Annotated in this window: 21 protein-coding genes and 1 pseudogene; 11 read left to right on the forward strand and 11 right to left on the reverse strand. The window is 71.9% G+C overall.

Going from position 1 to position 22,176, the window contains the following annotated elements:
- Window positions 1–79: 79 nt before the first annotated feature.
- The 4 genes from NJ376_RS18625 to NJ376_RS18640 form a co-directional block, all read right to left on the reverse strand.
- Window positions 80–1,138: a patatin-like phospholipase family protein gene (locus tag NJ376_RS18625; RefSeq protein ID WP_252954789.1), complete on the reverse strand. Its 1,059-nt coding sequence runs from the start codon at window positions 1,136–1,138 to the stop codon at window positions 80–82.
- A 230-nt stretch (window positions 1,139–1,368) separates the two neighbouring features.
- Window positions 1,369–2,163, reverse strand: a complete 795-nt coding sequence (locus NJ376_RS18630) for a 3-hydroxybutyrate dehydrogenase (RefSeq protein ID WP_252954790.1) — start codon at window positions 2,161–2,163, stop codon at window positions 1,369–1,371.
- A gap of 192 nt (window positions 2,164–2,355) precedes the next feature.
- Window positions 2,356–3,810, reverse strand: a complete 1,455-nt coding sequence (locus tag NJ376_RS18635; RefSeq protein ID WP_252954791.1) for a dihydrolipoyl dehydrogenase family protein — start codon at window positions 3,808–3,810, stop codon at window positions 2,356–2,358.
- 85 nt (window positions 3,811–3,895) lie between these two features.
- Window positions 3,896–4,612: a TVP38/TMEM64 family protein gene (locus NJ376_RS18640; RefSeq protein ID WP_252954792.1), complete on the reverse strand. Its 717-nt coding sequence runs from the start codon at window positions 4,610–4,612 to the stop codon at window positions 3,896–3,898.
- A 207-nt stretch (window positions 4,613–4,819) separates the two neighbouring features.
- Between NJ376_RS18640 and rpmH the strand changes: the two genes are divergently transcribed.
- The 7 genes and pseudogenes from rpmH (at window position 4,820) to argB (ending at window position 9,950) form a co-directional block, all read left to right on the forward strand.
- Entirely contained in the window at window positions 4,820–4,954 is a 135-nt protein-coding gene (rpmH, locus tag NJ376_RS18645; protein ID WP_027285151.1) for a 50S ribosomal protein L34, read from the forward strand.
- A 21-nt stretch (window positions 4,955–4,975) separates the two neighbouring features.
- The gene (rnpA, locus tag NJ376_RS18650) at window positions 4,976–5,359 is read left to right on the forward strand and encodes a ribonuclease P protein component (protein ID WP_252954793.1); all 384 of its coding nucleotides are present in this window, start codon (window positions 4,976–4,978) and stop codon (window positions 5,357–5,359) included.
- Window positions 5,356–5,592, forward strand: a complete 237-nt coding sequence (gene yidD / locus NJ376_RS18655) for a membrane protein insertion efficiency factor YidD (RefSeq protein WP_252954794.1) — start codon at window positions 5,356–5,358, stop codon at window positions 5,590–5,592. The genes rnpA and yidD overlap by 4 nt, the downstream gene beginning before the upstream one ends.
- 10 nt (window positions 5,593–5,602) lie before the next feature.
- Entirely contained in the window at window positions 5,603–7,384 is a 1,782-nt protein-coding gene (gene yidC / locus NJ376_RS18660; protein ID WP_252954795.1) for a membrane protein insertase YidC, read from the forward strand.
- Window positions 7,381–8,049 (forward strand): ribosome biogenesis GTP-binding protein YihA/YsxC, encoded by a 669-nt coding sequence (yihA, locus tag NJ376_RS18665; RefSeq protein WP_370288435.1) that lies wholly within the window; start codon window positions 7,381–7,383, stop codon window positions 8,047–8,049. Before yidC ends, yihA begins: the two co-directional genes overlap by 4 nt.
- A pseudogene (locus NJ376_RS18670) lies at window positions 8,046–8,897 on the forward strand (DUF72 domain-containing protein). The gene yihA and the pseudogene NJ376_RS18670 overlap by 4 nt, the downstream one beginning before the upstream one ends.
- A 171-nt stretch (window positions 8,898–9,068) precedes the next feature.
- On the forward strand, window positions 9,069–9,950 hold the full coding sequence (gene argB / locus NJ376_RS18675) for an acetylglutamate kinase (protein WP_252954796.1): 882 nt from the start codon (window positions 9,069–9,071) through the stop codon (window positions 9,948–9,950).
- On the opposite strand, the gene NJ376_RS18680 is transcribed toward argB, so the two are convergent.
- Complete coding sequence (locus NJ376_RS18680; RefSeq protein WP_252954797.1) at window positions 9,940–11,781, reverse strand: ATP-binding protein; 1,842 nt, start codon at window positions 11,779–11,781, stop codon at window positions 9,940–9,942. The genes argB and NJ376_RS18680 overlap by 11 nt on opposite strands.
- A gap of 156 nt (window positions 11,782–11,937) precedes the next feature.
- The gene (gene panC, locus NJ376_RS18685; protein ID WP_252954798.1) at window positions 11,938–12,756 is read right to left on the reverse strand and encodes a pantoate--beta-alanine ligase; all 819 of its coding nucleotides are present in this window, start codon (window positions 12,754–12,756) and stop codon (window positions 11,938–11,940) included.
- Window positions 12,757–12,896: 140 nt separating this feature from the next.
- On the opposite strand from panC, the gene NJ376_RS18690 reads away from it, so the two are divergent.
- The 3 genes from NJ376_RS18690 (at window position 12,897) to NJ376_RS18700 (ending at window position 15,052) form a co-directional block, all read left to right on the forward strand.
- Complete coding sequence (locus NJ376_RS18690) at window positions 12,897–14,087, forward strand: class I SAM-dependent rRNA methyltransferase (RefSeq protein WP_252954799.1); 1,191 nt, start codon at window positions 12,897–12,899, stop codon at window positions 14,085–14,087.
- Window positions 14,084–14,491, forward strand: a complete 408-nt coding sequence (locus NJ376_RS18695; RefSeq protein ID WP_252954800.1) for a DUF3293 domain-containing protein — start codon at window positions 14,084–14,086, stop codon at window positions 14,489–14,491. Before NJ376_RS18690 ends, NJ376_RS18695 begins: the two co-directional genes overlap by 4 nt.
- Window positions 14,492–14,569: 78 nt before the next feature.
- Window positions 14,570–15,052 carry a HEPN domain-containing protein gene (locus NJ376_RS18700; RefSeq protein ID WP_252954801.1) on the forward strand — a complete coding sequence of 161 codons (483 nt, stop codon included), beginning with the start codon at window positions 14,570–14,572 and terminating at the stop codon, window positions 15,050–15,052.
- Between the two features lie 99 nt (window positions 15,053–15,151).
- Here NJ376_RS18700 and NJ376_RS18705 read toward each other — a convergent pair whose 3' ends face one another.
- Window positions 15,152–15,529, reverse strand: a complete 378-nt coding sequence (locus tag NJ376_RS18705) for a hypothetical protein (RefSeq protein ID WP_252954802.1) — start codon at window positions 15,527–15,529, stop codon at window positions 15,152–15,154.
- A gap of 252 nt (window positions 15,530–15,781) precedes the next feature.
- On the opposite strand from NJ376_RS18705, the gene NJ376_RS18710 reads away from it, so the two are divergent.
- Complete coding sequence (locus NJ376_RS18710) at window positions 15,782–16,474, forward strand: CBS domain-containing protein (RefSeq protein WP_252954803.1); 693 nt, start codon at window positions 15,782–15,784, stop codon at window positions 16,472–16,474.
- A 310-nt stretch (window positions 16,475–16,784) separates the two neighbouring features.
- On the opposite strand, the gene NJ376_RS18715 is transcribed toward NJ376_RS18710, so the two are convergent.
- The 4 genes from NJ376_RS18715 to NJ376_RS18730 form a co-directional block, all read right to left on the reverse strand.
- The gene (locus NJ376_RS18715) at window positions 16,785–17,756 is read right to left on the reverse strand and encodes a Bug family tripartite tricarboxylate transporter substrate binding protein (RefSeq protein ID WP_252954804.1); all 972 of its coding nucleotides are present in this window, start codon (window positions 17,754–17,756) and stop codon (window positions 16,785–16,787) included.
- 185 nt (window positions 17,757–17,941) lie between these two features.
- On the reverse strand, window positions 17,942–18,976 hold the full coding sequence (locus tag NJ376_RS18720) for an amino acid ABC transporter substrate-binding protein (protein WP_252954805.1): 1,035 nt from the start codon (window positions 18,974–18,976) through the stop codon (window positions 17,942–17,944).
- An 11-nt stretch (window positions 18,977–18,987) separates the two neighbouring features.
- Entirely contained in the window at window positions 18,988–20,883 is a 1,896-nt protein-coding gene (locus NJ376_RS18725) for a TRAP transporter permease (protein WP_252954806.1), read from the reverse strand.
- A 299-nt stretch (window positions 20,884–21,182) separates the two neighbouring features.
- Window positions 21,183–22,160, reverse strand: coding sequence for a TAXI family TRAP transporter solute-binding subunit (locus tag NJ376_RS18730; RefSeq protein ID WP_252954807.1), 978 nt, complete (start codon window positions 22,158–22,160; stop codon window positions 21,183–21,185).
- Window positions 22,161–22,176: the final 16 nt, after the last annotated feature.

The raw sequence follows: 22,176 nt of genomic DNA on the forward strand, positions 1-22,176 counted from the left end.
TGTCTCTGGGTAATGCCTCTCCAAGATGCGCCGCGGGGGGGCCGGGTGCAAGGCTTGGCGCTGATTTGGCCAGGCCGGGCTACAGGTAGCGCTGGATGTCCAGCGTGCTTTCCCGCCCGATGGCGGCGAAATGGTCCGCCAGGAAGCGGTCCGCCGCTTCCCGCCCATAGGCCTTCAGCGTCTGCAGGAACTCCCAATCCCCGTTCAGCTTGGTCGAGAGCTTGAACTCCCGCATCCGCGCCTCGTCCTCGATGACATGCAGGAAGAGGCGGCGGTAGCGCGGCTGCTCCAGCCGTCCGGCATCCAGCAACCGCTGCACGAAGTCGATCGCCCGCATCTCCGCCATCAGACTGGCATTGAAGCTGATCTCGTTCAGCCGGTTCATGATGTCCGACGGCGTGGTGGGCAGCTCCTCCCGCAGGATGGCGTTGATCTGCACCACTACGATGTCGGGCGCCCCCCGCTCGTGATACAGCGGCCAGAGGGCGGGGTTGCCGAGATAGCCGCCATCCCAGTAGGGCTCGCCCTCGATCTCCACCGCGCGGAACACATTGGGCAGGCAGGCGGAGGCGAGGATGACGTCGGTCGTCACCTCCGCCCGGCCGAAGACCCGCGGCTTGCCGGTACGGACATTGGTGGCGGAGATGAAGAGGCGGATCGCCTTGGCGTCCTGCTTCAGCCGCGCCTCGTCGAGGTTCTCCGAAATCACCTGGCGCAGCGGGTTGAACTCCGCCAGCAGCGGATTGAGGTGGTAGGGGGAGAAGACGCGGGAAAGCGTCTCGAAGGTCTGGTAGGCCACCGAATAGGTCAGGTCATGGCCCCAGAGCGCCTTCTCCCAGGGCGTATTGCGCAAGGGGCTGAAGGCGAGGCGCAGCGCCACGTCGTTCCACAGCTTGTTCAGCGCGTCGATCGCCCCCTGCCGGCCGCCGGCGGCGAGCCCCTGCACCAGGATGGCGGCGTTGATGCCGCCGGCCGAGGTGCCGGAGACCGCATCCACCGCCAGCCGCTCATCCTCCAGCAGCCGCTCCAGCACCCCCCAGGTGAAGGCGCCATGCGTGCCGCCGCCCTGCAGGGCGAGGTTGATCTTCTTCGGCGCCACCGGCCGCGCGACCGCCGGCGCCCCCTGCCCTTCAGCCATGCAGCACGCCCATCAGAACCGGCCTACCCGTTGCCCCCCGCGGCTTGGCCGCGGCAGGCCGTGCGAAGCCTCGGGAGCACGGCGCTTCCGGGGCCTCCACGGCGCCGCGCAGCGGCTTCCCGGGGATCTAGAGCGTTTTCGGTTTACATGCGTTCACCGAAAACGCTCTACGCCTGTGTTTGCATAGCAGATTCACGCCTTCGGGCGATGCCGCCCTACGGCGATCTGCTCTAGCTCGCGTACCAGCCGCCGTCGATGGAAAGCGCTGCGCCGGTCACCCCGCCGCTGCCAGGGCCGCAGAGATAGAGCGCCATATGCGCCACCTCCTCCACCTCGATCCAGCGCTTGGAGGGCTGGTGTTCCAGCAGGTGGTCCTTCAGCGCCACCTCCTCGGAGACCCCGTACTGCTTCGCCAGGGCCGGCAGCTGGGCTTCCGCCAGCGGCGTACGGACGAAGCCGGGGCAGATGGCGTTGCAGGTGATCTGCGTCTGCGCCACCTCGATCGCCACGGTCTTGGTCAGCCCCACCACCGCGTGCTTGGCGGAGACATAGGCCGACTTGTTGGGCGAGGCGACGAGGCCATGCGCCGAGGCGAGGGTGATGATCCGCCCCCAGCCCCGCGCCTTCATCCCCGGCAGCGCCGCCTTGATGGCGTGGAAATTGGAGGTGAAGTTGATCGCGATGATGGCGTCGAACTTCTCCTCCGGGAATTCATCCACCGGCGCCACGAACTGGATGCCGGCATTGTTCACCAGGATGTCGAGGCTGCCGAGCGCTGCCTGCGCGTCCTGCACCATCTGCCGCACCGCTTCGGGCTTCGAGAGGTCGGCGGCGGAATAGGGCGCCTCGGCGACGCCCATGGCCTTGCCGACTTCCGCCCTTGCACGGGCGATCTCCTCCGGCTTGCCGAAGCCGTTCAGCATGACCTTGGCACCGGCCTCGGCGAAAAGCTGGGCGATACCGAGGCCGATGCCGCTGGTGCTGCCGGTGACGAGGGCCGTCCGGCCGGCGAGAGTCTTCTCCATTCAATTTCTCCCAATCGCTTGCAGGCACTTACCAGGCCCCGGCGCCGCCCGGTGCCCCGCCTTGCCGGGGTGGCACCGGATGGCAATCCCGCCCGGGAGCGCGCAGCGTCCGACCGGAACGAGCTGCGTTCCGGTCCAGGCTGCGGCCGCTCCCGGCCTTCCCGCAAACCCGTCGCGCGGTCCTGCGGGATATCACGGCAGATGTTTCAGCAGGCTGACAGCGCGCTTCACCAGGGGCGAAAGCAGCTTCGGCGCGTAATGCTCGGCGGCCGCGCGCTTCGCCGCCTCCGCCAGCGTCGGGTAGGGCAGCACCATCCCGGCCAGGGCGGAGAGCGGCAGGCGCCGGCCGAGCATCAGCCCGAACATCCCGGCCATCTCCCCCGCCCGCGGCGCCAGCACCCCGGCGCCCAGCAGCCTGCCCTTGCCGTCCAGCAGCAGCCGCACCTCGCCCTCCGGCCGGCCCTCGGCGATGGCGCGGTCATTCTCGGCGAGGCTCCAGCGCCGGAGCTGCAACCCGCCGATGCCTTGCGCCTGCGCCTCGGCCTCGGTCAGCCCGACCTGCACCAGCTCCGGGTCGGTATAGGTCACGCGCGGCAGGGCGGCGTAGTCCACCCGGGTGAAGGGCAGGCGGAACAGCATGGAGCGGACCAGGACGCCGGCATGCTGGCTCGCCACATGGGTGAAGGCGCGGGGGCCGATCCCCTCCGGATCGGCGATGTCGCCCACCGCCCAGACGCGCGTGTTGGTGGTGGAGCGGAGGTCGCGCCGGGTGGCGATGCCGTGCTTCGTCATGGCGACATTCCCGGCCGCGAGGTCGAGCCCCGCCAGCCGCGGCGCCCGCCCGACCGCCAGCAGCAAATGCGTGCCGGCGATGCGGCTGCCATCCGCCAGCACCGCCACCACCCCGGCGGCCTCCGCCGTGCTCCGCGCCTCCAGCGGCTCCACCGCGGTGAGCTTCACGCCCTCGCGGAATTCCACGCCGTCGCGGCGCAACGCCTCCCGGAGCCCCGCCACCAGCGCCGGGTCCTCGCGGGCGGCGATGCTCGGCGCCGCCTCGATGACCGTGACGAGGCAGCCGAGCCGGGCATGGGCCTGCGCCATCTCCAGGCCGATCGGCCCGCCGCCCAGGATGATGAGATGGCCGGGCGGCTCCGCCAGCTCGAACAGCGTCTCGTTGGTCAGCCAGGGCACGCCGTCGAGGCCCGGGATGTCCGGCATGAGGGGGGAGCTGCCGGCGGCGATGACGCAGCGGCGGAAGGTCAGGCGGCGACCGCCCACCTCCAGCGCATCGGGGGCGAGGAAATGGGCGGAGGCGTGGATCACCTCGCAGCCCAAGGACCGGAAGCGCTCGGCGCTGTCATTCGGGGCGATGCGGGCGATGGCGCCCTGGACATGGGCGCGCACCGCATCCCAGTCGATCTCGGGCGGGGGCAGGCGGATGCCGAGGCGATCGGCCCGGCGGGCCTCGGCCGCGGCATGGGCGGCGGCGAGCAGGGCCTTGGAGGGGACGCAACCGTAATTCAGGCAGTCGCCGCCCATCCGGCCGCGCTCGATCAGCGCTACCTTCAGGCCGAGATTGGCGGAAATGGCCGCGACGGACAGGCCGGCGGCGCCGGCCCCGATCACCGCGACGTCCACGTCAGGCATTCACTCACTCCCAAACAGTCGAGAGGGGGGCCTTGCCCCCCTCACCCCCCACCAAAGGCCGAAGGGCCTTTGGAAACCTCGAGTTTCAGGCAGCGCCCCTCCGGCGGCGCCACCAGACGCCCAGCAGGGACAAAGCCGCCAGGCCCAGAAGTGGCAGCAGGATGCCGGGTGAAAAGATCACCGCAAGGTCGGGACGGCCACCCGCCTCGAAGACCTGGCCCAGCCCGGCGCCGATGCCGGCGAAGACGAGAGTGCCGGGAATGATGCCGAGGAAGGTCGCCGCGGCGAAGGGCGCGAAGGGCATGCCGGCCAGGGCGGGCGCCAGATTCGCCAGCCAGAAGGGCACCACCGGGATCAGCCGCAGGGAGAGCAGGTACCAGAACCCGTCCCGCGCCAGCCCCTCCCGCACCCGCCCGAGCAGGGGCCCGGCCTTGCGCGCCAGGATCTCCGCCAGGGCGTAACGGGCCGCCAGGAACAGCAGGCAGGCGCCGATTGTCGCCCCCGCCACCGCCGCCGCGGCGCCCAGCACCGGCCCGAACAGGAAGCCCCCTGCCAGGGTCAGCACCACCGCCCCGGGCAGGGAAAGCGCCACCACCACGACATAGAGGCCGATATAGGCCAGCGCCGCCAGCAGTGGCGCGGCGGCGACAAAGCCCAGCAGCGCGGCCCGCCGCGCCGCCAACGCGTCGAAGGAGAGGTAGCGGTGCAGCCCGAGGGCATAGGCCAGCGCCAGCGCCGCCAGCAGCACCAGCAGCGGCCAGGCCCGGGTCCAGGCGGCGGAGGAAGGGGCAGCGTCCGGCATGGCCTCGGTTCGCGGCAGGTGGGCGCCGCGTTACGCTGCTCCGCCCCGCGGCGCAACCGGCGACAGGGCGAGGCCCCCGCCGGGCGTTGACGCCGCAGCGCCCCCTCCGTATAGCTGCCGGCCTTCGCCGGGGCCCCGCAGGCTGCCGGCTTCCGCCGCTGCGCGCCCCGGCGGGCGCGCTGGTGCCGACCAGTCCGGAGACCGACCGTGAAGCGTACCTATCAGCCCTCCAAGCTCGTCCGGAAGCGCCGGCATGGCTTCCGCGCCCGCATGGCGACGGTCGGCGGCCGCAAGGTGCTGGCCAACCGCCGCGCCAAGGGCCGCGCCAAGCTCAGCGCCTGACCCCGGGGGGCGGGTGTTGCCATGCCGGGCGGCCCTCCCCGGCTGACCCGACGCGGGGAATTCCTCGCCGCCGCCAAGGCCGGCCGCAAGGCCGGCCGACCGGGCCTTGCCCTGCAGGCCCTGCCGCGCCCCGGCGGGCCGCTGCGCTGCGGCTTCACCGCCACCAAGAAGATCGGCAACGCCGTGATCCGCAACCGCTGCAAGCGGCGGCTGCGGGAAGCGGCGCGGTTGCTGCTGGCGGAGTATCCGCCGGGCTGGGACATCGTGCTGATCGCCCGGGACGCGACGCCGACCCGCCCCTGGGACAAGCTGCTGGGCGATCTCCGCGGCGCGCTGCGCCAGGCCGGGGTGCCCGAGCCCGGCGCCGCGGGGCGGCGGGAGACGCCGCCGGAGGAGGCCGGATGAGCGCCGCCGCCGAGGCGCTGAAAGGCGCCGTCATCCTCTACCAGTGGACGCTGCGGCCCTTCATCGGCGCGCAGTGCCGCTTCCACCCCTCCTGCAGCCATTATGCGCTGGAGGCGCTTTCGACCCATGGCGCGGCCCGCGGCGCCCTGATGGCCGGCCGCCGCATCCTGCGCTGCAACCCCTGGCATCCCGGCGGCTACGACCCCGTGCCGACCCGGACCGAACAAGGCTGATCCGCCGCCCATGGACAACAAGCGCCTTCTCCTGGCGATCATCGCTTCGATCGGCATCCTGCTGGTCTTCGAAACCGTCTTCAACAAGCCGGCGCGCGAGGCCCAGCGGGCGCAGCAGCAGCAGGCGGCGCAGCTCGCCCAGCCGGCGCCGACGCCCGGCCCCGCCGGCCCGCTGCGGACGCCGACCGATGCGGCCCCGGCCGCCGGCACGCCGCGCGAGCCCGCCGCCCGCCTGCCGGTCGAGGGGCCGCGCGTCCAGGGCACGCTGAACCTGCGCGGCGCGCGGCTCGACGACCTGGTGCTGCGCGACTACCGCGAGACCACCGACCCGAACTCCCCCCTGGTCCGCCTGTTTGCCCCGCGGGAGGGCTCGGCGCCCTATTACGCGCAATGGGGCTGGACGGCGGCCGATGGCCGCACCCCGGTGCCGGGCAACGATACGGACTGGCAGGCCGAGGGCGGCCGCCTCGCCCCCGGCAACCCGCTGACGCTGCGCTGGGACAACGGCCAGGGCCAGGTCTTCGAGATCGTGCTCGCGCTCGACGAGAACTACATGGTCACGGCGGAGCAGCGGGTGCGCAACACCGGGGAGCAGCCGGTGCAGCTCCTCCCCTGGGCCCGCATCCGGCGGGAGAGCACGCCGCCCACCCAGGGCTTCTACATCCTGCATGAAGGCTTCGTCGGCGTGCTGGACGGCCGCCTGCGGGAGATGACCTACAAGGCGGCGAAGGAGGAGGCGGGCAAGCGCAGCGGCCTCGCCTTCGAGCAGGAGACCTCCGGCGGCTGGTCCGGCTTCACCGACAAGTACTGGCTGGCGGCGCTGACCCCGGTGGACCAGTCCGCCCGCCTCCGCGCCAGCTACCGCGCGGTGCCGGAGGCCGGGCCGCATGGCCAGGAGGATCGCTGGCAGGTGGATTTCGCCCCGCCCGCGCCGATGGAGGTGACGCCGGGCGCCACCGGCGGCGGCCAGGCGCTGCGCCTGTTTGCCGGCGCCAAGGAGGTGCATCTGCTGGATGCCTATGCCAGCCGCCTCGGCATCCCGGATTTCGACAAGGCGATCGATTTCGGCTGGTTCTACTTCCTGACCAAGCCCTTCTTCTTCGCGCTCGACTGGCTGTTCAAGCTGTTCGGCAATTTCGGCATCGCCATCCTGGTCTTCACCCTGGCGCTGAAGGCGGCCTTCTTCCCGCTGGCCAACAAGGCCTACAAGTCGATGGCCCGCATGAAGGTGCTGGGCCCGAAGATGCAGGAGATCCGCGAGCGGCATAAGGAGGACCCGGCCAAGGCCCAGGCCGAGATGATGGCGCTCTACCGGACGGAGAAGGTGAACCCCGCCTCCGGCTGCCTGCCCATCGTCATCCAGATCCCGGTCTTCTTCGCCCTCTACAAGGTGCTGTTCGTCACCATCGAGATGCGGCACGCGCCGTTCTTCGGCTGGATCCGCGACCTCTCGGCGCCGGACCCGACGAACCTGTTCAACCTGTTCGGGCTCATCCCCTACGACCCGATGCAGCTCTCCCACTACCTGCACATGCCGGCCTGGGCGCTCATCATGGGCGTCACCATGTTCCTGCAGCAGAAGCTGAACCCGGCGCCCCCGGACCCGATCCAGGCGAAGGTGTTCCAGTACATGCCGATCATCTTCACCTTCATGCTGGCCAGCTTCCCGGCCGGGCTGGTGATCTACTGGTCGTGGAACAACCTGCTGTCGATCGCGCAGCAATGGTACATCATGCGGCTGGACGCGCAGCGGAAGGGCAAGGCCGTGGCCCCGGCCCCGAGCAAGGGGTGACGCTGCCCGCGAGCCTCACCGAGGCGAGGACGGAGGAGGAGCGCGCCGCCCTGCTGGAGGCCGGGCGGCTGCTCTTCGCCCGGCCCTGCACCTTCTTCCACGCGGCGCAGCGGCTGGACCAGCTGCCGCCCGCGCGGGGGCCGGAGATCGCCTTCTGCGGCCGGTCCAATGTCGGCAAATCCTCCCTGGTGAATGCGCTGACCGGGCAGAACGCCCTGGCCCGCGTCTCCCACACCCCCGGCCGCACGAGGCAGCTCAATTTCTTCGACCTCGCCGAGGGGCGGCTGACGCTGGTGGACATGCCGGGCTATGGCTATGCCCAGGCGTCGAAGAGCGTGAAGGCGGACTGGCAGGGGCTGATGTTCGACTTCCTGCGCGGCCGCGCGACACTGCGCCGGGTCATCCTGCTGCTGGATGCCAGGATCGAGACCAAGGCGGGCGACCGGGCGGCGATGGAGCTGCTGAACGAGGCCGCGGTCAGCTTCCAGATCGTGTTGACCAAGGCCGACGACGCCAAGCCCTGGTGGCTGGAGCAGCGGAGGAAGGAGGCCGAGCAGCTCGCCCGCAAGCACACGGCGGGGCATCCGCTGGTGCTGGTGACCAGCAGCGAGACCGGCCTCGGCATCCCCGAGCTGCGGGCGGAAATGGCGGCGCTGGCGGCATGATCGCGGCGGCGGCGAGCGGTGCTCGGATCCGCGTCGGCATCGCCGGCTGGTCCTTCCCGCCCTGGCGCGGCGCCTTCTATCCCGCGAAGCTGAAGCAGAAGGAGGAGCTTGCCTTCGCCGCCCGGCAATATCCGGTGCTGGAGGCGAACGGCACCTTCTACTCGCTGCAGCAGCCGAAGACCTTCGCCGCCTGGGAGGCGGAGACGCCGGCCGACTTCGTCTTCACCCTGAAGGGCCCGCGCTTCATCACCCATATGAAACGGCTGAAGGCGTGCGCGGCGCCGCTGGCCAATTTCCTGTAGAGCGGAGTGCTGCGCCGCGGGCCGAAATTCGGCCCCATCCTCTGGCAGCTGCCCCCGAACCTGGCTTTCGAGCCGGAGCGGCTGGACCCCTTCCTCGTCCTGCTGCCGCGGGACCGGCGGGCGGCGGCTGCCCTCGCCGCGCAGCATGAGAACCGGATGGACGGCCGGGCCTGGCTCGATCCGGGCCCGGACGGGCCGGTCCACCACGCCGTCGAGGGCCGTCACCCGAGCTTCGGCAGCCCCGAATGCCTGGCGCTGTTCCGCGGGCATGGCGTCGCGCTGGTGGAGACCGACGGCATCGCCGACCACCCGCAGCTCCGCGAGCCGACCGGGCCGATCCGCTATGCCCGCCTGCATCTCCGGCCGGAGCTCGGCCCCGCCGGCTACGGCCCGGCGGCGATCGCCGAATGGGCGGAGCGCTGCCGCGGCTGGGCGGCGGAGGGGCGCGACGTCTTCATCATCTTCGATGCGGCGGGGGATGAGAGCGTGAAGCTGCACACCCCAACGAATGCCGCCGCGCTGCTGGCGGAGCTGGCCAGGGGCTGAGCGCGGGCCCGACCGCCTTGACCCCCGCCCCCCCGCCCCCTAAGCCCGGCGCGCTGGCGTCCCGGTCCCGGCGGCCTCCGGGGCCGGGACGCCGGCCCTTATCTTCGGTGGCCTGCGTCTCCCTGCCATTCCCGGTCAAGGGCAGGACACCCGTCAGCGAGAGCCCGGCCGATGTCCGACACGACCGACCCCATGCAGATCCTCTCCGGCGCGCTGCCCTTCCTGAAGCGCTACGACGACCAGATCGTGGTGGTGAAATATGGCGGCCACGCCATGGGGGAGGAGGAGACGGCGCTGCGCTTCGGCCGCGACATCGCGCTGCTGGAGCAGGTGGGGGTGAACCCCGTGGTGGTGCATGGCGGCGGGCCGCAGATCAACGCCATGCTGAAGCGCCTCAACGTGCAGTCCACCTTCGTCCAGGGGCTGCGCGTGACGGATGAGGCGATGCTCGACGTGGTCGAGATGGTCCTCGCCGGCCCGGTGAACAAGCAGGTGGCGGAGGCGATCACCCGCGCCGGCGCCATCGCCGTCGGCATCTCCGGCAAGGATGGTGGGCTGATCCGGGCGCGGAAGCTGGTGCGCAAGGTGCGCGACCCCGACTCCCGCATCGAGCAGGTGCTCGACCTCGGCTTCGTCGGGGAGCCGGAATGCGTCGATACCCGCGTCCTCAGGCTGCTGATCGGCGCCGACATCGTGCCGGTGGTGGCGCCCGTCGGCATCGGCGCCGACGGCCAGACCTACAACATCAACGCCGATACGGTGGCAGGCGCCATCGCCGGCGCGCTCGGTGCCGAGCGGCTGCTGATGCTGACCGACGTCGCCGGCGTGAAGGGCCCGGATGGTGTCGTCATCCCGGAGATGAATGTGGCCGAGGTGCGGGCCGGCATCGAGGCGGGCTGGATCTCCGCCGGCATGATCCCGAAGGTGGAGACCTGCATCTACGCCATCGAGAAGGGGGTGAAGGGCGCCGTCATCGTCGATGGCCGCGTCCCCCATGCGGTCCTGCGGGAGCTGTTCACCCAGGGCGGCGCCGGCACACTCATCAAGCCCTGAGGCCCGGGCCGGCGGCCTGCCCCGGCCGGGATGGGCCGGGCGGCTCCGGGGGGCCGGGGCCGCCGGGGGCGGGCGCCGCCAGGCAGTCGCGGATCGCCTGGGCCAGCGTCTCCTGGCTGAAGGGCTTGGCCAGGCAGGTCAGGCCGGCAGGGCAGGCGCCGTCCAGCTCCGCATAGCCAGTGGCCAGCAATACCGGCAGGCCGGGACGGAGCCGGGCCAGCGCTTCGGCGAGCTGCAGTCCCGTCATGCCCGGCATGGCGTGGTCGGTGATGACCAGGTCGAAGCGGGCGGTCGCGTCCAGCCGCGCCAGCGCCTCCGGACCGGAGGCGGCCGTCACCGTGCGGTGGCCGAGATCGGCCAGCATCTCTGCCAGGCTCGCCAGCACCAGCGGGTCGTCATCCACCAGCAGCACGGCCAGGGCGGGGCCGGGCGTCGCCGCCGGGGCCGGCGCGGCGGACGGGGCGGCCGGCTCGGCCGCCGCGGCCCCGGGCAGCCAGAGCTCCGCCACCGTCCCCTGCCCCGGCGCGCTGCGCAGCAGGAAGCGCCCGCCGGATTGCGCCGCCAGCCCCTGAACCATGGCAAGGCCGAGCCCGGTGCCCCTGCCCGCCCCTTTGGTGGTGAAGAAGGGCTTCATGGCCTGGGCCAGCGTCGCCGCATCCATGCCGGTGCCGGTATCGGTCACGGTCAGGGCGATCAGCCCCTGCTCCTCCGCCCGCCGCGGCAGAGTCGCGCCGATCGTGACGACGCCGCCCTCCGGCATCGCATCCCTGGCATTCACCACGAGGTTCAGCAGCGCCAGCTCCAATTGGTTGGCATCGGCCAGCACCGGGGGCAGGTCGGGCGGGAAGCTAATCTCCAGCCGGATGCCGGCGCGCAGGGAATTGTCCAGCAGCTCCCGTACCCCCTGCACCATGGCGGGCAGGTGCAGCCGGCTGGGCTGCAGCTTCTGGCGGCGGCCGAAGGCCAGCAGCCGCTGGGTCAGCGCCGCGCCGCGCTGCGTCCCCAGCCGGGCATTCTCCAGCAGCCGCTGGGTTCGGGCATCGCCGGGCGGCAGGCGCTTGCGCAGCAGGTCCAGGCTGCCCTGCACCGCCATCAGCAGGTTGTTGAAATCATGCGCGATCCCGCCGGTGAGCTGGCCCATCGCCTCCATCTTCTGCGCATGGTGCAGGCTGGCCTCGGCCGCCTGGCGGGTCGCGATCTCCGCCCGCAGCCTTGCATTGGCGGCATCGAGGGAGCGGGCCTGGGCGGCGAGGTCCAGCCGCATCCGCGCATGGACGCCGAAGGCGGCGGCGGCGCGCCAGGAGATGACGCAGAGCGCGACGAGCAGGACCAGGATCATCGCCGCCGCCGCCAGCCCCAGCACCGTGCCGTCCAGCGCGAAACGGGCGGCGAGCGGCAGCCCGGCCAGCAGGATGAAGGCGAGGGCGGAGTGGGCATGCGCGGCATGGATGGCGCCGGCGCCGACGCACATGCCGCCGATCGCGAAGACCCAGAAGAGCCGGTAGGTCTCGCTCTCCGGCCAGAGCCAGGCGGCGCCGCCGCCCCAGAGCAGCCCGCCGAGCCCGATGCCGAGCGCGCCGAGCCGGCCCCAGCGCCGCGGCGGCGGCCCGGTCGCCGCCCGCCGCTGCCAGCCGAGCCAGAGCAGGAACCGCCCCGCCGCCAGCAGCAGCATCGCAGCCAGCCAGGGCAGCAGCCGCGCCCGCGGCACCGCCTGCCACATGACGCCGGCCATGAGCAGGGCGTTCACCATCGTCACCAGGGTCGCGAACGGCGTCTGGCGGAACATCACCGCCACGCGCTCGGCCTCGATCTCCGCGGCCTCCCGGTGCATCAGCCGGGCCGGGCATGTGGGGGGGCCTGCCGGACCATGCGTCCATCCTCGGCCTGTCATTCCTGCGACTATTCTACGCCGCCGGACACGGTGCCGTCCGGGCGATCCGGCGCTGCACGCGAGAATGTGCGCCGGCGGAATGGCAGGCCGGCGCCGCTACCCCGCCGCGATGTTGTCCAGCAGCCGCACGCTGCCGAGCCGGGCGGCGGCGATCAGCCTGCCCGGCCGCGCCGTGGTCTCGCGCAGCGTCTCCGGCTCCACCAGCGCCAGGTAGTCCACGCCGAAGCCGAGGGCGGCGAGACCGGCCCGCGCCTCCGCGAGCGCCGCCGCCGGGGCGGTGCCGGCGGCCATGGCGGCGGCCGCCGCCTGCATCGCCTGGTGCAGCCGCGGCGCCAGGGCGCGCTCCTGCGGCCCGAGGAAGCGGTTGCGGGAGGACATGGCGAGCCCGTCCGCCTCCCGCACCGTCTCGCCGCCCAGGATGCGCAGCGGCAGGTCCAGGTCGGCGACCATGCGGCGGATCACCTGGTATTGCTGCCAGTCCTTCTCGCCGAACACCGCGACGGCGGCGCCGGTCTGCAGGAAGAGCTTGGCGCAGACCGTGGCGACGCCGCGGAAATGCCCGGGGCGCGCGGCGCCCTCCCAGCCCTCGGCGGGGCCGGCGACCTCGATGCTGGTGGCGCGGCCTTCCGGATACATGGCGGCGACGCTCGGCAGCCAGACCAGGTCGCAGCCGGCCGCGTCCAGCTTGGCGAGGTCCCCCGCCTCGTCGCGCGGGTAGCGGGAGAGGTCCTCGTTCGGGCCGAATTGCAGCGGGTTGACGAAGATGGAGGTGATGACGGGCAGCCCCGTCGCCTGCGCCGCCGCGACCAGGGAGAGATGCCCCTCATGCAGCGCGCCCATGGTCGGCACCAGGGCCAGGGGGCCGCGCGCGGCGCGGGCGGCGCGCAGCGCATCGAGGTCGCGGAGGATCTGCATGGTGTCTGACGTTCTCCCGTCCCGGGCGGCATTCCGCCGTCCCGGGCCTCAATTCCCGGATCGCCAGCCGCGGCTGGCCGTCCCCCTCTGCCCCGGCGCGCGTTGCGCCGCAAGCCGGGCGGCGCCATGGTCCGCCCCCCATGACCGCGCCGCATCCCCTGCTCCGCCTGCTGCCCCGCCATGACCGGCGGGTGAAGGAAGGCCACCCCTGGGCCTTCTCCAACGAGATCGCCATGACGCCGGAGGCCCGCGCCCTGCCCCCCGGCGCGCCGGTGCGGCTGGAGGGGGATGACGGGGTGCGCCACGGCACCTGGCTGTTCAACCCGCACAGCCTGATCGCGGCGCGGCGGGTGGATGCGGACCCGGCCGCCCTGCTGGACGCGGCCTGGTGCCGGGCGCGGCTGGGCGCGGCGCTGGCGCTGCGGGAGAGGCTCTATCCCGGCAACCCGTACTACCGGCTGGTCCATGCCGAGGCGGACGGGCTGCCGGGCCTGGTCATCGACCGCTATGGCGATGCGTTGGCGCTGCAGGCCAACACCGCCGGCATGGAGTGGCTGACCCCTGCCCTGCTGGAGGCGCTGGAGGGGATGTTCGCCCCCCGCCTCATCATCGGCCGCAACGACGCCTCGGTGCGCAAGCTGGAGGGGCTGGCGGAGGAGGTGAAGGTGCTGCGCGGCGCCCCCGGCCCGGTCACGGTGGAGGAGGCCGGGCTGCGCTTCGCGGTCGATCTCCTCTCCGGCCAGAAGACCGGTTGGTTCTTCGACCAGCGGGAGAACCGGGCGCGGGTCGCCGCCCTGGCGCCGGGCGCGACGGTGCTGGACGCCTTCTGCCATACCGGCGGCTTCGGCCTGGCGGCGGCGAAGGCGGGGGCGGCGCAGGTGACGCTGCTGGACCGCAGCGCGCCGGCGCTGGAGATCGCGCTGGACTCCGCGCGGGCCAACGGGCTGGCGGAGCGGGTGGCGGCAGAGCGCGGCGAGGCGCTGGAGGTGCTGGAGCGCTGGGGCCGCGAGGGGCGGCGCTTCGACATCGTGGTGGCCGACCCGCCGGCCTTCGCCAAATCCCGCCGCGACCAGCCGGCGGCGCTGCGCGGCTATGGCAAGCTGGCGCGGCTGGCGGCGGCGCTGGTGGCGCCGGGCGGGTTCCTCTTCATCGCCTCCTGCTCCCACCATGTCGCGCCCGGGGAGTTCGCGGATGCGGTGATCGGCGGGCTGCTGCGGCCGCGCCGCGCCATGAAGCTGCTGGTCCAGAGCGGCGCCGGGCCGGACCACCCGGTGCACCCGCTGCTGCCGGAAAGCGCCTATCTGAAGGCGCTGCTCTTCCAGCTCGGATGAGCGCGCGGCTGCGGCAGGCCTATGCCCGCACGACCTATGAGGCGGCGGGGGCCAGGGCCTGGGTGGGACGGCGGAGCCCGGAGGTGGACGCGCTGCTGGCGCGGCTCGGCGGCCGGCAGGGCGGCTTCGTCACCGCCTGGAATCCGTATAGCCGGAAGATGCCGCGCGGCTGGAACGACCGGGCGCTGGCGCGGCTGCGCCAGGCGGCGCGGCGCCTGCCGATGGCGGAGGGCGAGGGCGGGCTGGAGGACTGGGCGGAGCGCCACCTGTTCCTGGCGGCGGACCCCCGGCGCATCGCGGTGCTGGCGCGGCGCTTCCGGCAGGCGGCGATCGTGACACTCCGGCAGGGTAGGGTGGCGAGGCTGGTGGTGTTGGCCGGGCCTAGGATGCAGCAGGCCGGCTAAGCGAACGGCAGGCGCTGTGACAGCGTGGCAGGCCGTTTATAACTGGAACGGATGCCTAATCCACGGTAGAATGTCTCGATGGAAGCCGATGCTCTCCAAGACCGACACAGCCCGATCGGCATCTATTACCTCGCGGAAGATTTCCTTCGGGCAGCGGCTCAATCCGCCATGGCGCAAGACTCAGGCGAGTTGCGCCTTCGCTTTACGCACTTCGTCACCTACCACCTCCACTGTCATTCGATCGAACTGGCGCTTAAGGCGTTTCTTCGCGCCCGGCACGTTAGTAACGACGCCCTGAAATTCAAATATGGCCACAACCTGAAGATCATGCTTCGCGATGCATGTGCCGAAGGATTGGCCCTCCAGAGTTACGAGGCGCACACGCACGTCATTGTGGATTGGCTGAATGCATGTGGGAAAGCGCAGACATTCCGGTACTCCGAGACAGGCTACTTTGAGCTGCCCGCGCTTACTGACGTGCGGGCGACAAATGAGCGTCTTCTTTCGGCCGTGAAGTCGGCCTGTCTAGCCGCAACGAGGCCGTCCGGTTCAACCTGCTGACCCCCACCGGGGTCCGGGGAGGGGTCCCCTCCCCGGCGGAGGTGCAGGAGGCAGCGCCTCCTGCCGGGGGTTTGGGGGCGGAGCCCCCATCTCACCCCCCTATCGCAGCGCCCGCGCCGCCCGGCGCCGGCACTGCTTCTGCAGCCGCGCCAGATCGGCCGGCGGCAGGTCGAAGGCTTCCAGCGCCGCGTAGCAGCGATGGGTCTCGGTCATGTTCTGGAAGAAGCCGCGCAGGTCGCCGCTGACCCGCGCGCGCGCCGCGGCCAGTTCGGCCGCCTCGTATTCCGCCAGGGCCTGGCGGAAGGCCGCCTGCAGCCCGGCATCGCCATGGAAGCGCGGCCCCTTCCCGCGACGCGGCCATTCCAGCCGCAGCTTCTCCGGTGCGGCCGGGTCGGGCGGCGGGACAAAGAAATCAGCGGGCAAGCCAAGCAGCGCCAGGGGTCTGACCCCGGCAAGAGGCGTCATACGGCGTTCCATCCCAATCACCTGCTTCTTGTGCTCTTGGCAGTGCGAGGGGCCCGCGAGCGGACCCTGCCGCAAATGTAACTCAGGCCGGGCAGCCTGACGAGCAGGTGAATCGGTCACAGCATGACGCCGGACCGCGGCATCGCGGCCACAGAGCCCATGGAAATCGCTGCCGATTTGACCTGCATCAAGCCGAAGTGGCGGATTTGGCGGCAGGGTGAATGACAGGGAAGCAACCAAATCTTCATTGCAAGGATATCTGTCATGCTGGCTCGCGACCTGATGACCCCGAACCCCGTCACCGTCCCGCCCGAGGCGCCGGTGACGGCGGTGGCGGAGCTGCTCGCCCGGCGCGGCATTTCCGCCGTGCCGGTGGTGGATGCCGCCGGCAAGCCGCTCGGCATCGTCACCGAGGGCGATCTGATCCGCCGCCTGGCGGATGCGCCGCCCGGCCCCCTCACCTGGTTCCTCGACATCTTCCGCGACCCGACGCCGCTGGCGCAGCGCTACCTGAAGGCGCATGGCGCGGTGGCGCGGGAGGTGATGACGACGCCGCTGGTGACGGTGGGGCAGGAAGCCTCGGCCGAGGAGATCTCCCGGCTCATGGAGAAGCACCGCATCCGCCGCGTGCTGGTGGAGCGCGAGGGGGTGCTGGTGGGCCTGGTCAGCCGCGCCGACCTGCTGCGCGCCGTGCTGCGGGCGGCGCAGCCGGACAGCGCGCGGCTGGAGGACCGGGCGGTGCTGCACGGCATCCTCGCCGCCTTCCGCGAGCAGCCCTGGACCGACACCTTCTGGGTCTTCCCCGATGTCGCCGGGGGGCGGGTGACGCTCTACGGCTTCGCCCGGTCCGAGGTGATGCGGGAGGGGCTGAAGCGCCTGGCCGCCGGGGTGGCGGGGGTGCGTGCCGTGGAGGACCGGATGACGCCCATGCCGCTGATCCTGCGGGCGATGCTTTGATATTCCCCACGGCGTCGCTGCGCGCCGCCGCGAGGGCCCCGACCTCGCCGGGCGAGCGGCGCCCCGCACAGCCTGCCGCGGCAAAGCCGCGGGCAGGGCAACGGGCGGCGGGGCTCGGGGGCGGCGCCTTATTTGAAGGGCTTGCCGGCGGATGTGGCGGCGTGGCTCCGGCGGGTTGGCCTCAACCTGACGCGCGGCGCAGACGCGCCGCCCGGTGTCCTTCCGCGGCCCTGCCGCGGAAGGCTGTGCGAGGCCTGGGGCATTCAGCGCCTCCGGGGCCCACGAAGCCGCGCGGCGGTTTCGTCGGGAGTTAACCCGGCTGGATGCCGCCCTGCCGGATCACCTCCGGCCAGACGCGCAGCTCCGCCGCCAGGCGCTGGCGCAGCGCCGCGGCGTCGCCATCCATCAGCACCACGCCGCGGGCCTCGACATTCTGCCGCAGCGCCGGCGCCTCCAGCACCTTGCGCAGCACCGTGAACAGCTTGCGGCGGATCGGCTCCGGCGTGCCGGGCGGGCAGAACAGCCCCTGCCAGAGCACGCCGTCGCAGCCCTGGAAGCTCTCCGACACGGAGGGCAGGTCCGGCATCATCGGGATGCGCTGCGGCGAGGAGATGACGATCGGCTGCGCGGCGCCGTCGCCCAGCAGCGGCTGGGAATCGAGCGGCGTGGCATAGAACAGGTCGATCCGGCCGGAGCGCAGCTCCACCAGCGCCGGCCCGCCGCCGCGATAGGGGATGTGGGTGATCTCGATGCCGGCGCGCTGCAGCAGCAGCTCCGTCAGCAGGTGATTCACCGAACCGGAGCCGGAGCTGCCGTAATTCAGCTCCCCCGGCTTCCGCTTCGCCAGCTCGATCAGCTCCGGCAGGGTGCGGGCGGGCAGGCCCTTCCGTGCGAGCAGGACGAAGGGGCTGTAATAGACCTCACCGATCGGCTCCAGCTCCTTCAGCGGATCCTTCGGCGTCGCGCCCGGCATCAGGGCCGGGTTGATCGCCAGGCTGTTGGTGCCGATCAGCAGCGTATGGCCGGCCGGCCGGGCATTGGCGACGGCGGTGGAGGCGATGGCGGTGGCGGCGCCGGTGCGGTTCTCCACCACCACGGGCTGGCCCAGCTCCTGCGCCATCTTCTCTGCGACGAGGCGGACCATGGTGTCGGTCAGCGCGCCGGGCGCGTAGCCGATGACGAGGGTGATGGGCCGGTCGGGATACTCCGCCGCGCGGGCGATGGCGGGAAGGGCCAGGAAGGAAGCGGTGCTGGCGGCAAGCAACTGGCGGCGAGTGGACAAAAGCAGGCTCCGGCGTTTTCGCGGCCCGGGGTTTAGCCCCGCCCCGGGCAGCGGCCAAGCCGAGGCCGCCCCTGCGGCGCCGCATGCGGGTCGGCCTGCCGTGGCCCTGCAAGACAAGCCGCCCCGGGCGGCGCCAGGGCCGAAGGCGCGCCGCGGCGCCCTCGGCGATCTGGCGGCAGGCCCGCTCAGCGCATCGGCGGCGAGATCATGATGCCGCCCCGGTTCCACAGCGCGTTCGGGCCGCGCGCCAGCTTCACCGCGCTGCCCTCGCCCAGGTGGCGGTCGTAGACCTCGCCGTAATTCCCCACCGCCTTGATGGCGTTCAGCAGGAAGGCGCGGTCGAGGCCGAGGCTGGCGCCGAGGCCGCCGGTCTTGCCCAGCAGGCGCTGCACCGCGGGGCTCGGGCTTTCCGCCAGCATCTGGTCGGCATTGGCCTGGGTGATGCCGAGCTCCTCCGCCTCCACCAGCCCGTAGACGACGTAGCGGACGATGTCGAACCACTGGTCGTCGCCCTGGCGGACGGCGGGGGCGTAGGGTTCCTTGCTGATGCGATCCGCCAGCAGGACGTGCTCCGCCGGGTCGGGGAAGGCGGCGCGCACCGCGGCGAGCTGGCTGGCATCGCCGGTGTAGCTGTCGCAGCGGTTGCTCTCATAGGCGCGGCGCGCCTCGTCCTTGTCGGCGAAGATGACGGGCGTGAAGCGGATGCCCTGGCTGCGGGACCAGTCCTGCAGGTTCAGCTCATGCGTGCTGGCCGAGGTGAAGCAGATGGTCGCGCCGTCGAGCTGCTTCGCGCTGGTGATGCCGGCATTGGCCCGCACCAGGAAGCCCTGGCCGTCATAGAAATAGGGCGCGGTGAAATTCACGCCGAGGGAGCTGTCCCGCATGAAGGTCCAGGTGGTGGTGCGGGTCAGCATCTCCACTTGGCCGGTGGTCAGCGCCGGAAAGCGGTTCTGCCCCGTCAGGTGCTGCCAGACCAGCTTCTTCGCATCGCCCAGCACGGCGGCGGCGACGGCGCGGCAGATATCGGCATCCATACCCTGCCATTCGCCGCGGCTGTCCGGCTGGCTCCAGGCCGGGTCCCCGGTGGAGATGCCGCAGGAGAGCGCGCCGCGGGCGCGGACGGTGGAAAGCGTGGCACCGGCAGGGGCCTGGGAGGCCTGCTGCGCCGCGGCGGGGGCGAGGGCGCCCAGCAGCAGCAGGAGGGCGGCGGGAAGACGCATGCGTAGGTCCTTCAGCGCGAACGAAGCCATTGCGGCACCGCGACCAGCCCCAGCGCCAGGGCGACAAGGCCGAGGCGAAGCAGGTCCGGCACGCCGTGATAGAAGGCGGCGACGAGTCCGGCGACCCCCAGCAGGCAGCGCGCCGCCACGCCCATGGGCCGCAGCAGGTAGCCGGCATAGCCGGCGCAGATGGCGGTCAGCGCCGCCACCTGGATCAGCGTGGCCAGGATGATGCCGGAGAGGCCGCCGCGCAGCATGATGCCGGGGTCGTAGAGGAAGGCGAAGCCCACGGTGAAGCCGGCGATGCCGAAGCGCGTGGCGTGGTTGCTGGTGATGAGCGGGCTGGCCTTGGCGATGGCCGCCGCGGCGAAGGCGGCGGCGGCGACCGGCGGCGAGGCATCGGCCAGCACGGCGAAGTAGAAGATGAAGAGATGCGCCGGCAGCAGCAGCTCGGCGGGGCTGAGGCCGAGGGCCTGGCTGCCGAGCTCCAGGATCTGCGGGACGCCGATGGCGGCGGCGATGATGTAGCTGGGCGTGGTGGGCAGCCCCATGCCGAGAACGAGGACCGCCACGGCCAGCAGCACCAGCAGCAGCGGGAAGCTGCCCGCCGCCAGATCCTTGATGATGCCGCCCAGCGCCACGACCATGCCGGTCGCGGTCAGCGCCGAGACGACGATGCCGGCGCCGGCGATGGAGACGGCGAGCGGGGCCATGGTGAGGCCGGCGGAAGCCAGGCTGTCCAGCACCGCGCGCCAGGACATGCGGGTGCGGGCGCGGATCGCCGCCACCGCGACCATGGCCAGGGTGGCGCAAAAGGCGGCGAAATTGCCGCTCCAACGGTCCATCATCAGCCAGACCAGCACGGCGATGGGGATGACCAGATGGGCGTCCTGCAGCACCTCCCGCCAGGGCGGGATCTCGCTGGGGGGCATGGGCGCGATGCCGGCCTGCTTCGCCTCGAAATGCACCGCGGCAAGGATGGCGAAGTAGTAGAGGACGGCGCCGATGGCGGCGGCGACCACGATCTCGCCGTAAGGGATGCCGGTGATCTCCGCCATGACGAAGGCGGCGGCGCCCATGACGGGCGGCATCAGCGCCCCGCCGACCGAGGCGGCGCTCTCGATCCCGCCGGCGATCGCCGGGCGGTAGCCGATGCGGATCATCAGCGGGATGGTCATGGCGCCGGTGGTGATGACGTTGGAGACGGAGCTGCCGCTCATCGTCCCGAACAGGCCGGAGGTGACGACGGCGACCTTGGCCGGGCCGCCGGTGTAGCGCCCGGCGGCGGCGGCGCCGAGATTGCTGAACAGCCGGCCGGTGCCGCTGCCCTGCATGAAGCCGCCGAAGACGATGAAGACGGCGATGGTGGTGGCGACGATGCCGGTCAGCGGGCCATAGACGCCGCCCGCCGTCGGCACCAGCCAGGCGGCCTCCAGGATCTCGTCCAGGGTGAAGGGGCGGCTGTTCAGCACGCCGGGCAGATGGTGGCCCCATCGCATGTAGGCGAGGCTGATGAGGACCATCCAGGCAAGGCCGACCTCGACGGCGCGGCGCGTCGCCTCGAGCAGGGTAACGATGGCCAGCACCGCCAGCACCGCCATGGTAGGGGTGAAGGGGTCCACATATTCCATGCGGTCGGAGACCACGTCCCAGTTCCACATCACCCAGGCATGCGGCGCGGCGGCGGCGAGGGCCCAGAGCCAGTCGAAGAGGCTCGGGCGGTGCTTGGGGGAGCGGGCGAAGGCCGGGTAGAGCAGGAAGAGGGGCGGTACGAAGACCAGCAGGTGGAAGCCCCGCATGGTAATGGGTTCGGGGAAGCCGAAGCCGCCGAAATAGAGATGGATCGCCGCGGCGCCCGCCATCCAGAGGATGAGCAGCCCCTTCAACGGCCCGGCCAGGTCACGCATACAGGTTTCCGTTCCAGTTCACCCGGAGGCTAGCACCCCTCGTGCCAGCAGGGCCGCCGGCGACAAGCTCTCCGCCGCTGCCGGACCGCGGCGTGCGCCGCAGCGGCTGCGCCGTTCAGCCGGCGCGGGGCAAGTGTCGCCGGTCCTGCCGCCCCGCGGCACGCCGGGCGACAAGCCCCCCGCCGCACCCGGACCGCCTGCTGCGCTGAAGCGGCTTCGCCGCTTCAGCCTGTGCGAGACGCCGATCGCCAGGCGACTCCGGGGCCCCCACGGCGTCGCGCAGCGACGTCGTGGGGATCTCAGGGCATTCCCGCCAATTCCTTGAAGGCGCGGGCGGCGCCGGGATGCAGCGGCAGGCCCTGGTACTTCCAGGAGGTGGCCGGGTCCCAGGCGCCCATGCTGGCATGGATGGTGACCAGCCGCTGACCCTTGTTGCGGATCAGGGTGCGGGTGATCTTGTAGGCGATCTCCTCCGGCATCAACTCATGCACCATGATGACGCTGTCCATCAGCGTCACCTTCACGTCGCCGGTCATCAGCGCCGGGTAGGTGCTGGCGGGCAGGATGCCCTCGGCATAGGCGTAGCGGTCGATCATGTGCTTCCGGATGTCGTCCGGGAATTCCACCATGCGGCCGCCGCGGCGCCCCTGGGCGATCTCGGTGAAGATCGCCCCCGGCCGGGCCAGGCAGGCATAGAGGTAGTCCACCTGCCCGTCGGAGAAGGCGGCGCCGATATCGGCATAGCTGCCGTTCAGGTAGCGGCCGCCCTCGGCGCGGATCTTCTCCGGGCTGGTGCCGAGGAATTTCAGGATGCGCTGCACCGACATCTCGTCGGTGGAGGAGCGCTGCGGGGTGGCGAGCTTCAGCCCCTTCCGGGTCAGGATGCCGCGCATATCCTCCGGCCCCTGCACATTGGTGGCACGGAGGAAATGATGCTCGGTCGGCGAATAGCCGGTGCCGAGGCAGCGCAGCGCCTCATGCTTCTCGGTATAGGGCTCCTCCCCCTTGCGGGCGGAGGCGGCGAAGGCGTCGATGCCCCAGCCCATGGGCGACTGGTTGCGGTTGACGCGGGTGGAATTGGCCAGGCCCCCGCCGGGGACGACGCGGATCTGGATATCCGCGTTCTCGTCCTTGATCAGGGCGGCGAGGCCCGCCGCCATGGTGTACCAGCCGCCGCCGAGCGAGCCGGCGACCCATTCGATGCTCTGCTGCGCGGCGGCGGTGCGGATGAAGGGCAGGGCAAGCGTGGAGCCTGCCAGCAGGCGGCGGGTCAGCATCGTCCGAGGTCTCCCG

Origin of the sequence: Siccirubricoccus soli (assembly GCF_024178315.1) — a bacterium.
In the GTDB taxonomy this organism is placed as follows: domain Bacteria; phylum Pseudomonadota; class Alphaproteobacteria; order Acetobacterales; family Acetobacteraceae; genus Siccirubricoccus; species Siccirubricoccus soli.

Coding starts and splice junctions, on each gene's coding strand:
- NJ376_RS18625 (WP_252954789.1), bottom strand. CDS start 1,138: ATGGCTGAAGGGCAGGGGGCGCCGGCGGTCGCGCGGCCGGTGGCGCCG.
- NJ376_RS18630 (WP_252954790.1), bottom strand. CDS start 2,163: ATGGAGAAGACTCTCGCCGGCCGGACGGCCCTCGTCACCGGCAGCACC.
- NJ376_RS18635 (WP_252954791.1), bottom strand. CDS start 3,810: ATGCCTGACGTGGACGTCGCGGTGATCGGGGCCGGCGCCGCCGGCCTG.
- NJ376_RS18640 (WP_252954792.1), bottom strand. CDS start 4,612: ATGCCGGACGCTGCCCCTTCCTCCGCCGCCTGGACCCGGGCCTGGCCG.
- rnpA (WP_252954793.1), top strand. CDS start 4,976: ATGCCGGGCGGCCCTCCCCGGCTGACCCGACGCGGGGAATTCCTCGCC.
- yidD (WP_252954794.1), top strand. CDS start 5,356: ATGAGCGCCGCCGCCGAGGCGCTGAAAGGCGCCGTCATCCTCTACCAG.
- yidC (WP_252954795.1), top strand. CDS start 5,603: ATGGACAACAAGCGCCTTCTCCTGGCGATCATCGCTTCGATCGGCATC.
- argB (WP_252954796.1), top strand. CDS start 9,069: ATGTCCGACACGACCGACCCCATGCAGATCCTCTCCGGCGCGCTGCCC.
- NJ376_RS18680 (WP_252954797.1), bottom strand. CDS start 11,781: ATGCACCGGGAGGCCGCGGAGATCGAGGCCGAGCGCGTGGCGGTGATG.
- panC (WP_252954798.1), bottom strand. CDS start 12,756: ATGCAGATCCTCCGCGACCTCGATGCGCTGCGCGCCGCCCGCGCCGCG.
- NJ376_RS18690 (WP_252954799.1), top strand. CDS start 12,897: ATGACCGCGCCGCATCCCCTGCTCCGCCTGCTGCCCCGCCATGACCGG.
- NJ376_RS18695 (WP_252954800.1), top strand. CDS start 14,084: ATGAGCGCGCGGCTGCGGCAGGCCTATGCCCGCACGACCTATGAGGCG.
- NJ376_RS18700 (WP_252954801.1), top strand. CDS start 14,570: ATGGAAGCCGATGCTCTCCAAGACCGACACAGCCCGATCGGCATCTAT.
- NJ376_RS18705 (WP_252954802.1), bottom strand. CDS start 15,529: ATGGAACGCCGTATGACGCCTCTTGCCGGGGTCAGACCCCTGGCGCTG.
- NJ376_RS18710 (WP_252954803.1), top strand. CDS start 15,782: ATGCTGGCTCGCGACCTGATGACCCCGAACCCCGTCACCGTCCCGCCC.
- NJ376_RS18720 (WP_252954805.1), bottom strand. CDS start 18,976: ATGCGTCTTCCCGCCGCCCTCCTGCTGCTGCTGGGCGCCCTCGCCCCC.
- NJ376_RS18725 (WP_252954806.1), bottom strand. CDS start 20,883: ATGCGTGACCTGGCCGGGCCGTTGAAGGGGCTGCTCATCCTCTGGATG.
- NJ376_RS18730 (WP_252954807.1), bottom strand. CDS start 22,160: ATGCTGACCCGCCGCCTGCTGGCAGGCTCCACGCTTGCCCTGCCCTTC.